We start from the raw sequence: 15,854 nt of genomic DNA on the forward strand, positions 1-15,854 counted from the left end.
AGAGGTGACAGAGTCGAGAGCGTGACTTCTCTGCGCCGTATTGCCATCGTGAACCGGGGTGAGGCCGCCATGCGCCTCATCCATGCCGTCCGTGACCTCAATGCCAGCCGGCAGTGGGACGACGCCGAGCCGATCCGCACGATCGCCCTGTACACCGACGTCGATGCCTCCGCCACCTTCGTGCGTGAGGCCGACGAGGCCTACGACCTGGGCGCGGCCGCTGATCGTCCCTACATCGACCTGGCCCGCCTGGAGCAGGCGCTGGTCGAGACCCGCGCCGACGGTGCCTGGGTCGGCTGGGGCTTTGTCGCCGAGGACCCTGCCTTCGCCGACCTGTGCACCCGGCTCGGGGTCACCTTCATCGGCCCCAGCGCCGAGGCGATGCGCCGCCTGGGCGACAAGATCGGCTCCAAGCTGATCGCCGAGCAGGCCGGCGTGCCCGTCGCCCCCTGGTCGAACGGCCCGGTCGACACCCTCGAGGAGGCCATCGCCGCCGCGGCCCGCATCGGCTACCCGCTGATGCTGAAGGCTTCGGCCGGTGGTGGCGGCCGCGGCATCCGCCGGGTCGACCGTGACGAAGACCTGGTCGACGCCTACCAGCGCACCCGCGACGAGGCCGAACGGGCCTTCGGCAACGGCACCGTCTTCCTCGAGAAGATGGTCAGCGGCGCCCGCCACGTCGAGGTGCAGCTGATCGCCGACGGCCAGGGCCAGGCCTGGGCGGTCGGCGTGCGGGACTGCTCGGTGCAGCGCCGCAACCAGAAGGTGATCGAGGAGTCGGCCTGCGCACTGCTCGACGAGACCCAGACCACAGACCTGAAGGCCTCGGCCGAACGACTGGCCCTGGCCGTCGACTACTGCGGTGCGGGCACCGTCGAGTTCCTCTACCACCCGGACGAGCGCAGCTTCGCGTTCCTCGAGGTCAACACCCGCCTGCAGGTGGAGCACCCGGTCACCGAACTGGTCACCGGGCTCGACCTGGTGGCGCTGCAGCTGCAGGTCGCCGCCGGCATCCCCCTGGGCGGGGAGCGACCCACCGAACGCGGCCACGCCGTCGAGGCGCGGCTGAACGCCGAGGACCCCGACCACGACTTCACCCCCGCCCCCGGGCGGATCGCGCGGCTGGAGTTCCCCGCCGGCCCCGGGGTGCGCGTCGACACCGGGGTCAGCGAGGGTGACACCATCCCCGCCGACTTCGATTCCATGATCGCCAAGGTCATCGCCTACGGCTCCGACCGCGACCAGGCCCTGGCCCGGCTGCGTCGCGCCCTGCTGGAGACGACCGTGGTCATCGAGGGCGGGGCCACCAACAAGAGCTTCATCCTCGAACTGCTCGACGCCCCCGAGGTGCTGCGCGGTGAACCCCGCTGGGCCGACACCGGCTGGATCGACCGCACCCGCGCCGACGGCGGGCTGGTCGCCGACGACCACGCCGGCGTCGCGCTGGTCGCGGCGGGCATCGAGATCTACGCCGAGCACGAGGGCGAAGAGATCGGCCGACTGCTCGACACCGCCCGCGGGGGCCGGCCGCAGGTCAGCCACGAGCCCAGCCGCAAGGTCGAGCTGAAGCTGCGCGGGTCGGCCCACACCCTGCACGTGAGCTGCATCGGGCTGGGCCGCTACCAGGTCAGCCTCGAGACCGCCGCCGGGCCGGTCACGCTGGTTGCCGACCTCGACCGGGTCGACGGGGTCCACTCACGCCTGCGCATCGGCGGCACCACCTACCGCGTGGTCACCGCCAACCACGGCCCCAGCCAGCTGGTCGAGGTCAACGGCATCACCCACCGAATCAGCCGCGACGAGGGTGGCGTGCTGCGCTCCCCCGCCCCGGCCCTGGTGGTCGGCACCCCCGTCGCCGTCGGTGACGTGGTCGCCGCCGGCGCCCCGGTCGTGGTGCTCGAGGCGATGAAGATGGAGGTGGCGCTGCGCGCCCCCGTCGAGGGTCGGGTCAAGGAATTGCTGGTGCGCACCGGCACCCAGGTCGGCACCGGCGAACCGCTGGCCCGGCTCGAACCCATCGGTGACGAGGCCGAGGCCCCCGAAGTGAGCGGTGGGGAGGTCGACCTGCCCGACGACAGCACCCATGTCGAGGCCGCCCACCAGTTGCGTGACCTGCTGCTCGGTTACGACGCGGTCGACGGTGGCGCGAAGTCGGTCGTCCGCCGGGCCATCGAGGACGACACCGAGCTGGCCACCCAGATGGGCCTGGTCGACCTGTTCGCCGACCTGGCCGAGCTGACCCGCGACCGACCGGCCGACGACGACCAGCGCAGCGAGCTGCGCGTCCACTCGGCCCGCGAACACTTCCACACTTTCCTGCACACCATGGACCCCGACCGGGGCAACCTGCCCAGCCACTTCCGGACGAAGCTGCTGCGCGTGCTGGCCCACTACGGCGTCGATGACCTTGACCGCACCCCGGAGCTGGAACGTGCGCTGTTCCGCATCTTCGTGGCGCAACGCTCCACCACCGACGTCGAGATCGTGGTCGGCCTGCTGCAGCACTGGCTCACCCAGCCTGCCCCGACCGGGGCGACCGCCGACGAGGCCCGGGGCCTGCTGGAACGCCTGGTCCGCACGACCCAGCGACGCTTCCCACTGGTCGGGGAACTGGCCCGCTCGGTGCGCTTCGTCTGGTTCGACCAGCCGACCGTCGACGCCGAACGTGAACTGGTGCTGGCCGGCGTCGCCGACGAGGTCGAGGCGCTGGCTGCTGCCGATGCCCCCGACAAGCCGGCTCGCATCGAGGCCCTGGCCGCGATCCCCGAACAGCTGGTGGCCTTCATCGGTGACCGGCTCGCCGCCGGCCCCCGCCGTGAGGAACCCCTGCTGGAGGTGATCCTGCGCCGCCAGTACCAGGAGTTCGACCTGGGCCGGATCAGCCACGTCGAGGGGACCGCCTCGACCTGGCCACTGGTCAGCGCCGAGTTCAGCAGCCGCGAGCACGGCACCACCCGGGTGCTGGTGACCGCCGCCACCGCCGACGAACTGGCCGAGGGCACCGCCCTGGACGAACGGGTCTGTGCCCAGTTCGCCGAGGACCACGACACCGTCGTCGAGCTGTACCTAGCCGCAGAGCCGGTCAGCGATGCCGACGCCACCGCCGAAACCCTGCGCCAACAGCTCGCGCGGCTCGGCTTCGCCGCCCGCGCCCGACGGATCGCGGTGACGATCGCCCCCACCGGGCAGCGGCGGGTCGACTACTTCACCTTCCGCCCCGACGAGTCCGGGGCGGCCACCGGCGACCTGGTCGAGGACCGCCTGGTGCGGGGGGTCCACCCGATGGTGGCGCGCCGCCTGAACCTGTGGCGCCTGCGGGACTTCGACCTGACCCGCCTCGATGCCCCCGGTGACGTGCTGCTCTACGAGTGCGTGGCCCGCTCCAACCCGAACGACCGTCGCCTGGTGGCGATCGCGCAGGTGCGGCAGATGTCGGTGGTGCGTGAGTCGGGCGGCAAGGTCGTCTCGCTGCCGCACGCCGAACGGGCGGTGCTGCAGTGCCTGGAGTCCATCCGTCGGGTGCGGACCGCCCGTGGCCGGGAGGGGTCCAAGCTGGAGAAGAACCACGTCTGGATCACCGTCTGGCCCACCCTCGAGGCGAACCTGGAACAGCTGACGGCCCTGCAGGGACGCATTCGTCCGCTGACCGAGGGCACCGGCATCGAGGAGGTGCTGGCCCAGGGCCGGGTCGCGAACGCCACCGGCCGCACCCGCCCGGCCGCGATCCGCTTCCACGCCCGCCCCGGTGGCGGCGTGGCCGCCGACATCATCGCCCCGCCGACCGAGCCGCTGGCCCCGGTCGACGACTACGCCGGCAAGGTTGCCCGCGCCAAGCGGCGCGGCCTGGTCTACCCCTACGAACTGGCCGACACCCTCAGCCGTGGTGGCAGCCTGGTCGAGCATGACCTGGACGAGAGTGGCCAGCTGGTGCCGGTCAATCGTCCGCACGGGCAGAACACCGCCGGGATCATCGTGGCCGTGGTGACCACCCCGACCGCACTGCACCCCGAGGGCATCACCCGGGTGGTGCTCTGCGGTGACCCGACCAAGGCGCTGGGTGCCTTGTCGGAGCCGGAATGCGCACGGGTGATCGCCGCCCTCGACTTGGCCGAACAGCTGGGCGTGCCGCTGGAGTGGTACGCCGTCTCCTCCGGTGCACGGGTGTCGATGGAATCTGGCACCGAGAACATGGACTGGGTGGCCGCGGCGCTGAAGCGGGTGGTCGAGTTCACCCAGGCCGGCGGCGAGATCAACATCGTGGTGGCCGGCATCAACGTCGGCGCACAGCCGTACTGGAACGCCGAGGCGACCATGCTGGTGCACACCAAGGGCATCCTGGTGATGACCCCGGATTCGGCGATGGTGCTCACCGGCAAGCAGTCGCTGGACTTCTCCGGTGGGGTCTCGGCCGAGGACAACTTCGGCATCGGTGGCTACGACCGGGTGATGGGCCCCAATGGGCAGGCCCAGTACTGGGCCCCCGACCTGGCCGCTGCCCTCGACATCGTCCTGGAGCACTACGAGTACACCTACGTCGCCCCCGGCGAGCTGGGCCCCCGCCGTGCCCGGACGAGTGACCCGAGCGACCGCGACGTCTCGACCCACCCGCACCCCGGCGAGGAGTTCGCGACCGTCGGTGAGGTCTTCTCGGTCGAGCACAACCCCGATCGCAAGAAGCCCTTCGACATTCGCACCGTGATGACCGCGGTCGCCGATGCCGATGCCGACCTGCTGGAACGCTGGGCGGGGATGGCCGATGCCGAGACCGCCGTGGTGGTCGACACCCGGATGGGCGGGCACTCGGTGACCATGATCGGCATCGAGTCCAAGCAGGTCACCCGCGAGGGCTTCCCGCCCACCGACGGACCCGACACCTTCACTGCCGGCACCCTGTTCCCCCGCTCGTCGAAGAAGGTCGCCCGGGCGATCAATGCCGCCTCGGGCAACCGCCCGCTGGTGGTGCTGGCCAACCTGTCGGGCTTCGACGGCTCACCCGAGTCGATGCGCAACCTGCAGTTGGAGTACGGCGCCGAGATCGGCCGGGCCATGGTCAACTTCCGCGGCCCGATCGTCTTCGTGGTGATCTCGCGCTACCACGGCGGCGCCTTCGTGGTCTTCTCCAAGCGGTTGAACCCGGACATGACGGTGCTGGCCCTGGAGGGCTCCTATGCCTCGGTGCTGGGTGGCGCCCCAGCCGCGGCCGTGGTCTTCGCAGCCGATGTGGCGAAGCGGACGAGCGCGGATGCGCGGGTGGTCGAGGTGGAGCGCCGCCTCGCCTCGGCGCCCCGCTCGGAGCGTGGTGCCCTGTCGATCGAGCTGGCCGACCTGCGGGCGGAGCTGCGGGCCGAGAAGATCAACGAGATCGCCGCCGAGTTCGATGCGGTGCACAACATCCACCGGGCAGTCGAGGTCGGCTCGGTTGACCGGGTGATCAGCGTGGCCGAACTGCGCCCGGCGATCATCGGGACGATCGAGGCCAAGCTTGTGGCACGTCAGGCTGCCCAGGAGGGGTGATTGGGACTCAAGTGTTCAGCAGGACGGCAGGCGGGTGCCCACCACAGGGACGACGTACATCATCTGTGACCCGTACGCGGCCTGGTAGGTACTCGGCGGGCCGACCGGTCGGCCATCCTCGAGCAGGGTGAGTCGCACCTGGTCGGCTGCCACCCACTCAACATCGACGTCCTGGGCCTTGCCCAGACAACCCAGGGTGACCAGCTGTGACCACACCCCTCGTTGTTCCACCAGATTGATCTGTCGGTCGAACTTCCTTCCCAACGGCAATGGCCGCACGTTGAGCACCAGATCGGCATTCGGGGAAGTCAGCGTCGAATCGGCAGCGAATGGACGAAGGACGACGGTTCCCGCCAGCCACGCCACGGCTAGGACGACCATGACTGCGATGCCGCGCCGCCCGGTCCTCAACAGCACCAGCCCACAGGTCAGCAGAACCAGCGCAGCGGCACCCCAGACCGGTGCCCACTCCAGGACTCGTCCGGCAAGGACCGGAGCACGCCACGGCCGGCCCCAGAACCACCACAGCAACGCCATGGCGCTGGGCAGGACCACACCTGCACCGACCAGCAACCAACCCCTGCCACGACGCGGAGGAAGGCTGTCCGCGGCAGCGGGAGTCAGCAGCTCACGTGGCCGCGTGGTCATGTGAAGCCGCTCGATCGTTTCCGATACATCAGGTATAAAGACACAATTCCGTCGATTCGATCACTGCGAGGAGGGATTATTCGCCGTCACACGCCATGGATATTTGAACACACATCCCGGACAATCCGAATACTAGTTCAAGAAATGCATGCCATACAGATCACCCAGTCGCTTCGTTCGGCGATCAGTCCCTGCACCTGCTCCGAAAAAATTATACATGACATTATCAGGATCATTAAGAGTGTGACCCAAACCATAAGCATGCAGAATCTCATGACTTGCGACGGAGAGGAAATCGTACTTCCCAGAGGCGACCGGCAGAGATGCCGTGGCATGCCAAGCCGTGCCAGTGTCGAACCTGATGTCTGCTTCGAGCATCACGCCTCCGTCATGGATATATGTCATGACACCGAGGCTTTCAATATCGTACCATCCTATCACATTGATTCCATTGATGTTCCCCGCTCCTGCTGCGGTCGTCCCTTTATAGGACCAACTTGCGTTTGTAGAGTAGCTACCACAGCTCGAGGAATCAGCGACCGCGTAGTTCATGGACATTTTGAAAAGGGCAACCACGTCGACCGCGACCGGAGCGAGCGCCGGATTATAATACCAGTTGTACAGACTTCCCGGGTGCGTCGGCGCATACGAATTGAGATAGTTCCATGTTCCATTCCCACATCCGGTAAGAATGCCCATGCGTGACGCCTTCGTAGGGGAACGCAAGGGCATTGGGGCACCAAAGCTCTTCCCGTCGATGACTACCCCCACCATCCCTGACTCAGATGTGTGAACAAGAATTTCGCTAGGGCCGCTCTGCCCTTCTGCCTTCAATAGCACAGCGCCGACAGTGATTCCCTCACTCGGAACAGTTGGATTGAAATCTGGATACAGGAGCAATGTTGCCCCGGGCGACGACGCCCCTCCAGGCTGGCCACCGGAGTCGACACTTGTAGACGACCTCGCCGCAAGGCCAACCCTCGGCGGGGTCCAGCCTGGGTGGACCAGTCCCCTTCAAGGCCGCGATGAGTGACGCCCGCATTGCGTTCATACTCCTGCAGATCGTCTCGTCGGCCAGGCAGTCATTTCGGGCTCTGCAACGTGTATGCATCCGTAGGCTCCACGCCGGGGCATAGAGCTCCTGCACTCAACAGTCTCCATTGCGCAACAGCACCCATTCTCCCTCAAACTCAAGGGTCAAGGCGCAGGCTTGATCCTCCCCCGTCTGGGAGAAAATCTGGGTCCCCACTGTGGCGAAGGTACTTGACCCATCCGGCCAAGTCCCTCGCCAGACCGCCTGGGCGCGATCCTGGATATCGGCGATGTTGCAAGGTACAACACCCAACAGCTGCGCTGGTGAGCCGGATTCCGCCGCAACGGACTCGTACACCACACCCCTCCACACCACCATTCGCTTGTAGGCGACGACCTCATGCACACCGCCAGACGGTGTTGGAGAAGGGCAGGTGGGTGAATTGCTCACCGACGGGACTGGGCTCAGGGTTGCCGCAGTGGGAACCACCGTGGAAGCCGCGATCTCGACTGGCTTCCCCTCTCGCCCACTGGGGACCAACCTGGCAGCAATGATCACGGCCAGGACGATGGCGACCAGTGATCCAGCTACTCCCCTGAGGCGCCGTTTGCGTTGACGGCGTCGACCAGCATTGATTATTTCGTCCGCCGAGAATGGCGTGAGCTCTGGAACGTAGTCTCGAATCGTCAACTTCATGATTCCTCCTGCAGAAGGCGGAGTAGCGGGTGTGAGCGCAAACGACCAAGCGCCCGACTGGTCTCGGTTGTCACAGACTGCTCACTGCAACCGAGCACGGCAGCGGTGTCACGGATGGAGAAATCGTCGAGATAACGCAGGGCAAGGACTTCACGCTGACGGCGTGTGAGCTGCTCAAGCACCCGAACCATCAGCTGACGATCCGGGTGAATCTCGTCCTCGGAGCCCTGCTCCGGAATATCTGCCGTCGGGTACTCCGAACGACGGCGTGTACCACGCCACAGATTCAGCATGATCGCACGGACGTAGGCACGTGGCGACGTCGCCCGCCCCACCAGCCGACGCTTCACGTAGCCCCGAATGAGGGTTTCCTGGACCAGGTCACGGGCTTGCTCGCGATCGCCAGTCAGCAGCCACGCCGTCGCCAGCAGACGCGCCTGCTCGGTCTCGACGAGCTCTGCATATGCCTGGTCATCCACGACTCTCGCCCCCTTCACAGCTATAGATGGCTTGGGGGGCCGGTTTTGTCACAAAGCCCTGGTCGGCCGGTGGTCCGACCCCCCCCTCAGCGGCGGCGGTCCCGGGGCGGCCCGGGGATCAGGTACTGGCCGGCAGAGCGCCAACCCCGCACTCCGCCGTCGATGAATTCGGCGTTGTAGCCCTTGTCGCGGGTCAGTTTGGCGGCGACCGAGGCGCGCAGGCCGTTGTCGCAGATGAAGACCATGGTGCCGTCCGGCTCGGCCAGCGGGTCGTCACCGTGCACGGCAGTCCACGGGTCCTCGGCCAGGGCCTTGGGGTCGACCAGGCGCGCGCCGGGAGCGTGCCCGGCGACGTACTCGCGCATCGAACGCACGTCGACCAGCACCCCGCCCTTGGCGAGCAGGTCCAGGGCGGTGGCCACGTCGATGCCGCCCTGGGGACCCTTCAAGCGCCACCCCATCAGTGCACCTCCACATCCTGGATCATCGGCAGTGCCTCGGCATCGATCACCGCCACGGCGTCGACATTGGCCATGTCGATGCCCATCACGGTGTGCAGGGCCTGCAGGTAGGCCTCGGTCCGGCCGGCGGCGGCGTGGGCCTGGGCGGTGACCGTCGGGGCGTGCAGCACCTTGCGGTAGACCCGGCGCAGCGACTGCTCCACCTGGCTGACGGTCTGCTCGTCAAGGCGTCCACGCAGCCCGTCGACCTCGTCCTTGATCAGCCCGTGCACGTAGCGGCGCATGCCGACGACCACCGGGTCTGCGCGGCGGCTGTTCAACCGGGTCTCGAAGCGGGCGACGCCCTCGGCGATCACCCGGGTGGCCTGCGCCAGGGCCTCCTGCGAGACATCGGACAGGCCCACGGCCAGTGAGGTCAGCCCCAGCACCTGGACGCCGGGCAGCCCGGCCACGCCCGGCTCGACGTCCGACTGCAGCGCCACGTCCATGACCACCAGCGGCCGGGCCCCACGGCCGCCGACTTGCGCGGCGGTGACCACCGGACGACCCCGGCCCGAGCAGGCGATCACCACGTCGGCAGTGCGCAGCCACTCGTCCAGTTCACCGGGAACAACGTGGGTGAAGGCGTAACTGTCGACGCTGCCGGGGCGTCGTCCCGACGGGGAGTGCACCCCGACGTCGCCGACCCGGCGCAGCGCAAGTTCGGCGGCCACGACCCGGCTGTAGGCACCCGACCCGATCACCAGCACCCGCGCGGCGTGCAGGCCGGACCCCAGCGCCTGGGCGGCGGTGTCGAGCACGACCTCGGCGCTGGATCGTCCGGCGCGCCCGACCGGGGTGGTCGAGGCGACCCGCTTGGCGGTGCGCAACGCCTGCTGGAACAACTCGTTCAGGGCGGTGGTGGTGGTCTGTTCATGCAGGGCGTCGTTGAAGGCGGCCCGCACCTGACCGGTGATCTCGGCCTCGCCGAGCACGACCGATTCCAGCCCGGCAGCCACCCGGAAGAGGTGTTCGGCGACCGGAGTGCCGGTGCGCACCTCGAAGCTGGTGATGAGCGTGGGCCGGTCCCACCCGGTGACATCGGCCAGGGCTGCGACGGCGACATCGAGGCCGTCATGGAACCGCTGGGCCTCGATGTAGAGCTCGACCCGGTTGCAGGTGCTCAGCACCACCCAGCCGACCAGGGGCACGTTCGGGTGAGCCTGGTTGTGGGCGGCCAGCCGCTCGGGCAGCCCGACCATCGCGGCCGACAGGTCGGCCAACCGACCGAGGGACACCTCGGCATGACTAGCGGTCAGGGCCAACAGCACCCGGTCATTCTAGGACGACAGCAAGGGGCCGACCACCACATGACCCCGATGCGGCCACGGGCGACCGTGTGGGGGAGAATGACCCCCATCATGACCAAACTGTCGCCCGCACACCCCTGGCATGCCCACGGCACCGCCGCCTCGGCACTTGTCGCAGCGGCCACCGGTACCCCGACCCCCCGCACCCCGGTGTGGTTCATGCGCCAGGCCGGGCGCTCCCTGCCGGAGTACCGCAGGGTTCGTGAAGGCACCACGATGCTGGACTCCTGCCTGCGCCCAGACCTGGCCGCCGAGATCACCTGCCAACCGGTCCGCCGCCATGGCGTCGACGCGGGAGTCTTCTTCAGCGACATCGTGGTGCCGATGCGACTGGCCGGCATCGGCGTCGAGATCGTGCCCGGCACCGGCCCGGTGGTTGAGCACCCGATCCGCACCGAGGCCGACATCGCTGCCCTCGAAGCCACCTCGGCGGACGACTACGAAGCCGCGCTGGCCCCGATCCGCGAAGCGGTCACCCTGACCGTCGCGGAACTGGCCGCCACCCCCCTGGTCGGCTTCTGCGGGGCACCGTTCACGGTCGCCTCCTACCTGCTCGAGGGCGGCCCCAGCCGCGAATACCTGCACACCAAGGCGATGATGTACTCCCGCCCCGACCTGTGGCAGCGGCTGGCCAGCTGGGTGGCTGATCGGTCCGGACGGTTCCTGCGAGCGCAGGTGCTGGCCGGCGCCAGTGCCGTGCAGTTGTTCGACTCCTGGGCCGGCGGTCTGTCGCTGGAGGACTACCTCGGCTTCGTCAAGCCCCACTCGAAGGCCGTCTTCGACCATGTTGCTGACCTGCCGGTGCCGCGGATCCACTTCGGGGTGAACACCAGCGAACTGCTGGTCGCCATGCGTGAGGCCGGCGCCACCGTGATGGGTGTCGACCACCGGCTGCCACTCGATGTGGCCAATGCCCGGTTGGGCGGGAACACCCCGCTGCAGGGAAATCTTGACCCCGCGCTGCTGTTCTCGTCCGCCGAAGCCCGCCGGGCCGGCATCGAGACGGTGCTGCGCCGCGGCGCGAAGGCCCCGGGGCACATCTTCAACCTCGGTCACGGGGTGCCGCCGAGCACCGACCCGGCCGTGCTCACCGAGGTCGTGGCGATGGTGCACGCATGACCACCGCCATCGTCGTCGGCGGCGGCATCGCCGGCCTGGTCACCGCCTGGCAACTGGTTCGCCACGGCATCGACGTCGACGTCTTCGAATCGGCCCCCGAGGTGGGCGGGGCGCTGGCCTCGCACCATGTCGCCGGGCTGGAACTGAACTCCGGCGCCGAGGCGTTCTCGACGGCCTCCGACCACGTCTTCGAGCTGGTCGAAGAGCTCGGCCTCACCGACGCGCTGGTCTCCCCGCGCTCGGCGCAGTCCTGGATCATCAACGTGCGCGGCGCCTTCCCGGCCCCGGCCGACAGCTACCTGGGCATCCCGGCCAACCCGCTGGCCGACGACGTCGTCGCGCTGGTCGGGGTGGAGGCGGCCCGGCATGCCGCGGCGGATGCCCAGCTGAGGCCCGACGAGGGCTACCACCCCGGTATTTCGTTGGGCGAGTACGTCACCAACCGGATGGGGCGGGCGGTGCGGGGCCTGCTCGTGGAACCCGTGGTGGGTGGGGTGTACTCGACCTCCCCCGACCTGCTCGAGCTCGACACGATCGCCCCCCGGTTGTTCCCGGCCGTGCAGCAGCACGGATCGCTGCAGGCCGCCGTGGCGGCGTTGCGCAGCCCGGGGCTGCGACCGGGGACCGCGGTGGCCAGCCTCGACCCGGTGATCGACCTGCTGCCCCGGTCCCTGGACGCCGAGATCACCTCCGCCGGGGGCCGGGTGCACACGAACACGACGGTGCGTGGTGTGGCCGAGGCCGAGGACGGCGGGTGGGACGTGACCCTCGACGGCTCCACCGCCCACGCCGACCTGGTGGTGCTGACCACTCCCGCGATGGTGGCCCGACGGCTGCTCGCCCAGGTGCCGCACGTCGCCAACTCCATCCCGGTGCTGCCCACCTCACCCATCGCCCTGGTGACCATGGTCGTCGACGACGAAAGGCTGGACGACTCGCCGCGCGGCAACGGCGCCCTGGTCGCCTCGCACACCCCGGGGCTGGTCGCCAAGGCGCTCACCCATGCCACCGCGAAGTGGGAGCACGTGCGCCGGGCCGCCGAGGAGTCGGCACCCGGCCGGCACCGGCACGTGCTGCGGCTGAGCTACGGCCGCTCCGGTGACCCGGTGCCGACCCCCACCGAACTGCCCGAGCTGGCCCTCAACGATGCCCGGCGCATGCTCGGTGTGCGCATCCGCCGCGACTCCGTGGCCGCGATCGAGCTGACCCTGTGGGGCCAGACCATGACCCAGGCCCGGCCCGGTCACCAGTCGGCGCTGGCCGAGGTCGCCGGTCGGCTGTCGACCCACCCCGGTCTCGGCCTGACCGGCGCCTGGATGGCCGGCACCGGTATCGCCGCGATCACCAACCACGCCCGCCGGGTCGCCCATTTCCTGGCCGGGCTGAAGCCCTACCACCCCATCAGCGCCTCCGCGCCGACCCTGAAGGAGCAGTCGTGACCGACACCCATCCCGCCGAGCAGGTCGCCTACACCGAGTACGCCGTCTACTCCCGGATCACCGGGTCGGGCATGGCCGAACAGTCGGTGGCCGCCGACCTGGCCCGCTACGAGGAGCGGCTGGCCGGGCTGGGGGTGACCCTGCGCGGCATCTACGACGTCACCGAGTTCAAGCCCGAGTCGGACGTGATGGTCTGGACCCACGCCGAACGGCCCGAGGCACTGCAGGTCGCCGGGCAGATGTTCCGCCGCCTCGGGCTCGCCCAGGGGCTGACCCGGGCCTGGTCGGCGGTCGGTGTGCACGTGCAGGCCGAGTTCACCAAGGCGCACGCGCCGGCCTTCATGTACGGGAAGGAACCGAAGAAGTGGGTGACGGTCTACCCCTTCGTCCGCAGCCACGAGTGGTACCTGCTGCCCGAGGACGAGCGCGCCGAGATGCTGCGCGAGCACGGCCTGGCGGGCCGGAAGTTCCCGAATGTGCTGGCCAACACCGTGGGTGCGTTCGCGCTGGGCGACTACGAATGGCTGTTGTCGTTCGAGGCGGACGAACTGCTAGAGCTGGTCGACATGATGCGCGACCTGCGCTACACCAAGGCGCGGCTGCACGTGCGCGAGGAACTGCCCTTCTACACCGGCCGGCGCGTCAATGCCGATGAACTGACCCGCCTGCTGGGCTGAGAGGGAAAATCTGTGAGCACGCACGAACTGGCGCCCTCGGCGATCGACGCCTCGACCAGCCACGGTGTGCCGGTGCGCACCGGCACCGGCGTCGACCACGTCAGCGCACCCTATGACGCGCTGCTGCTGGCGAGCTTCGGCGGCCCCGAGGGGCAGGACGACGTGATCCCGTTCCTGCGCAATGTCACCCGCGGGCGCGGCATTCCCGACGAGCGGCTCGAAGAGGTCTCGACGCACTACCGGGCCCTGGGTGGCGTCTCGCCCATCAACCAGCAGAACCGTGCGCTGAAGGCGGCCCTCGAGGCCGAACTGGCGGCTCGGGGCATCGACCTGCCGGTGCTGTGGGGCAACCGCAACTGGGCGCCGTACACGACCGATGTGCTGCGCTCGGCCCACGCCGAGGGCAGGCGTGTCGTGCTGGGGCTGGCCACCAGCGCCTACTCGTCGTACTCGGGCTGCCGCCAGTACCGCGAGGACTTCGGCATCGCACTGGCCGAGCTGGCCACCGACGGTGTCGATGACCTGCGCATCGACAAGCTGCGCCACTACTTCAACCTCGAGGGCTTCCTGGCCCCGGTGCTCGACGGGGTCATCGCCGGCGTCCGCCGGTTGCTGGCCGACGGGGTCGCCGCCGAGGACATCGTGGTGATGTATTCGACCCACTCGGTGCCCGACACCATGGGTGATGCCTCCGGGCCCGAGGACACCCGGGTGCCCGGTTCGGGTGGCTGGTACGTCGCCCAGCACCAGGCCGCGAACGACTGGGTGCACTCCCGGGTCGAGGCCGAGTTCGGGCTGCGGCTGGCGTCGCAATTCGTGTTCCAGTCGCGCTCGGGCAACCCGCGCCAGCCATGGCTGGAGCCCGACATCAATGACGCCATCGAGGCCGCTGCCGAGGCCGGCTGCAAGGGCGTCGTCTGCGTGCCGATCGGCTTCGTCAGCGACCACGTCGAGGTCATCTGGGACCTGGACACCGAGGCCGCCGAGACCGCGGCCGAGCTGGGACTCGCCTTCGTCCGGACCCCCACCGCCGGCACCGACCCCCGCTTCGTCTCGGCGCTGGTCGACCTGGTCGAGGAACGACTCGGACGACGTGGGCCGGTCGAGACCGTCACCAGCTTCCCCGCCACGCCGGACGTGTGCGGCGTCGCCTGCTGCGTGGGTGCGAAGCTGCGGCCGACCGTCGCCGGCGCCGACTCGGCGGCCGACTGCCGATCATGATCAGGATCGGCACGCGGGCGTCGGTGCTGGCCAGGACGCAGTCGCAGATGATCGCCGATGCCCTGGGGGCGCCGGCCGAGCTGGTGTTCATCAGCACCGAGGGTGATGTGAACCTGGCCCCGCTGGAGCGGATCGGCGGCACGGGTGTGTTCGTCTCGGCGGTGCGCGATGCGCTGCTGGACGGGCGGGTCGACCTGGTCGTCCATTCGATGAAGGACCTGCCGACCGCCCCGGCGCCCGGGATCACGCTGGTCGCGGTGCCGCCACGGGAGGACCCCCGTGACGTGCTGTGCGCCCGCGACGGCCTGGCGCTTTCCGAGCTGCCGCAGGGGGCGCGGGTGGGTACCGGCTCGGCACGACGGGCCGCACAGCTGCTGGCCGCTCGTCCTGATCTGGAGATCACCGGCCTGCGCGGCAACATCGACACCCGGTTGTCGAAGATCGGCGAGCTGGATGCCGTGGTGCTGGCGGCGGCGGGGCTGTCGAGAGCGGGTCGCGCCGAGCAGGTGACCGAGTATCTGGACCCGGAGGTCATGCTGCCGGCCGCCGCGCAGGGTGCCCTGGCGATCGAGTGCCGCAGCGATGACCTCGACTCGGTGGCAGCTCGGTTGGCGGCGGGACTGGACGACCCGACCACCCGGGCGCGGACGGTCGCCGAGCGGGCCTTCCTGTCGCGCCTGGAGGCCGGTTGCACCGCCCCGGTGGGGGCGCTGGCCGAGGTCACGTCGGGGGAACTGCACCTGCGCGGGCTGGCGATCAGCCGCGACGGCGTCGTGCGGTTCGCCGGCCAGCGGGTCGGCGATTTCGGCGACGCTGCCGAGGTGGGCGCGCAACTGGCAGAACAACTGCTCGACGACGGCGCCGGGGTCGTGCTCACCAGGGGTTGATCAGCGCCACGCCCATCGGTTCGAAGTCCGCCACGTTTCGTGTGACCACCGTCAGCCCGTGAACCATTGCCGTTGCAGCGATCAGGGCATCCCGCGCCGGACGCGGGTTGGGAACATGGAGTTGGGCTGCCCGTCGTGCGACCGGGACATCAATCGGCAGAAGTCGTCCGCTGAACACCTCGAGCAGGTCATCCTCGAGCCAGGTCTGCAGGCGTTTGGCCTGCGCTGCGTCCCTGTCTACTTTATGTCCACCACCTGCTGTGGACAATGCCTGTCCACAGCCCCGCCTTCCGCGGCCGCATTTGTCAGACCGGGGTGAAAGGCTGTGCCC

12 protein-coding genes are annotated in these 15,854 nt (G+C 69.2%); 6 read left to right on the forward strand and 6 right to left on the reverse strand.

Annotated elements, in window-relative coordinates; genetic code table 11:
- Positions 1–21 precede the first annotated feature (21 nt).
- Positions 22–5,514: a carboxyl transferase domain-containing protein gene (locus tag ACQE3C_RS09975; RefSeq protein ID WP_434539030.1), complete on the forward strand. Its 5,493-nt coding sequence runs from the start codon at positions 22–24 to the stop codon at positions 5,512–5,514.
- 15 nt (positions 5,515–5,529) lie between these two features.
- On the opposite strand, the gene ACQE3C_RS09980 is transcribed toward ACQE3C_RS09975, so the two are convergent.
- The 5 genes from ACQE3C_RS09980 to ACQE3C_RS10000 all read right to left on the reverse strand — a co-directional run bounded on the left by ACQE3C_RS09980 (position 5,530) and on the right by ACQE3C_RS10000 (position 10,141).
- On the reverse strand, positions 5,530–6,162 hold the full coding sequence (locus ACQE3C_RS09980; protein ID WP_434539031.1) for a hypothetical protein: 633 nt from the start codon (positions 6,160–6,162) through the stop codon (positions 5,530–5,532).
- Positions 6,163–6,294: 132 nt separating this feature from the next.
- A complete protein-coding gene (locus ACQE3C_RS09985; protein WP_434539032.1) occupies positions 6,295–6,861 on the reverse strand; it encodes a matrixin family metalloprotease in 567 nt (188 codons plus the stop codon).
- A gap of 1,026 nt (positions 6,862–7,887) precedes the next feature.
- On the reverse strand, positions 7,888–8,370 hold the full coding sequence (locus ACQE3C_RS09990) for a sigma-70 family RNA polymerase sigma factor (protein ID WP_434539033.1): 483 nt from the start codon (positions 8,368–8,370) through the stop codon (positions 7,888–7,890).
- Between the two features lie 86 nt (positions 8,371–8,456).
- Entirely contained in the window at positions 8,457–8,819 is a 363-nt protein-coding gene (locus ACQE3C_RS09995; protein WP_434539034.1) for a rhodanese-like domain-containing protein, read from the reverse strand.
- An 11-nt stretch (positions 8,820–8,830) separates the two neighbouring features.
- Positions 8,831–10,141: a glutamyl-tRNA reductase gene (locus ACQE3C_RS10000; RefSeq protein ID WP_434539035.1), complete on the reverse strand. Its 1,311-nt coding sequence runs from the start codon at positions 10,139–10,141 to the stop codon at positions 8,831–8,833.
- A 90-nt stretch (positions 10,142–10,231) separates the two neighbouring features.
- Between ACQE3C_RS10000 and hemE the strand changes: the two genes are divergently transcribed.
- Genes hemE through hemC form a run of 5 tightly spaced genes read left to right on the forward strand, consistent with a single transcriptional unit; the run spans position 10,232 to position 15,523 of the window.
- On the forward strand, positions 10,232–11,299 hold the full coding sequence (gene hemE / locus ACQE3C_RS10005; RefSeq protein ID WP_434539036.1) for a uroporphyrinogen decarboxylase: 1,068 nt from the start codon (positions 10,232–10,234) through the stop codon (positions 11,297–11,299).
- Positions 11,296–12,738, forward strand: coding sequence for a protoporphyrinogen oxidase (gene hemG / locus ACQE3C_RS10010; RefSeq protein ID WP_434539037.1), 1,443 nt, complete (start codon positions 11,296–11,298; stop codon positions 12,736–12,738). The genes hemE and hemG overlap by 4 nt, the downstream gene beginning before the upstream one ends.
- Positions 12,735–13,415 (forward strand): hydrogen peroxide-dependent heme synthase, encoded by a 681-nt coding sequence (gene hemQ, locus ACQE3C_RS10015; protein ID WP_434539038.1) that lies wholly within the window; start codon positions 12,735–12,737, stop codon positions 13,413–13,415. Before hemG ends, hemQ begins: the two co-directional genes overlap by 4 nt.
- Positions 13,416–13,427: 12 nt before the next feature.
- Complete coding sequence (locus tag ACQE3C_RS10020; protein WP_434539039.1) at positions 13,428–14,636, forward strand: ferrochelatase; 1,209 nt, start codon at positions 13,428–13,430, stop codon at positions 14,634–14,636.
- Positions 14,633–15,523: a hydroxymethylbilane synthase gene (gene hemC, locus ACQE3C_RS10025; protein ID WP_434539040.1), complete on the forward strand. Its 891-nt coding sequence runs from the start codon at positions 14,633–14,635 to the stop codon at positions 15,521–15,523. Before ACQE3C_RS10020 ends, hemC begins: the two co-directional genes overlap by 4 nt.
- Here hemC and ACQE3C_RS10030 read toward each other — a convergent pair.
- Positions 15,510–15,791, reverse strand: a complete 282-nt coding sequence (locus ACQE3C_RS10030; RefSeq protein ID WP_434539041.1) for a type II toxin-antitoxin system VapC family toxin — start codon at positions 15,789–15,791, stop codon at positions 15,510–15,512. The genes hemC and ACQE3C_RS10030 overlap by 14 nt on opposite strands.
- Positions 15,792–15,854 lie beyond the last annotated feature (63 nt).

It is taken from the genome of Aestuariimicrobium sp. Y1814 (assembly GCF_050113895.1).
Taxonomy (GTDB): domain Bacteria; phylum Actinomycetota; class Actinomycetes; order Propionibacteriales; family Propionibacteriaceae; genus Aestuariimicrobium.

What these genes read in the sequence shown, in the direction of transcription:
- ACQE3C_RS09980 (WP_434539031.1), bottom strand. Translation starts at nt 6,162, where the DNA reads ATGACCACGCGGCCACGTGAGCTGCTGACTCCCGCTGCCGCGGACAGC.
- ACQE3C_RS09985 (WP_434539032.1), bottom strand. Translation starts at nt 6,861, where the DNA reads ATGGGCATTCTTACCGGATGTGGGAATGGAACATGGAACTATCTCAAT.
- hemE (WP_434539036.1), top strand. Translation starts at nt 10,232, where the DNA reads ATGACCAAACTGTCGCCCGCACACCCCTGGCATGCCCACGGCACCGCC.
- hemG (WP_434539037.1), top strand. Translation starts at nt 11,296, where the DNA reads ATGACCACCGCCATCGTCGTCGGCGGCGGCATCGCCGGCCTGGTCACC.
- hemC (WP_434539040.1), top strand. Translation starts at nt 14,633, where the DNA reads ATGATCAGGATCGGCACGCGGGCGTCGGTGCTGGCCAGGACGCAGTCG.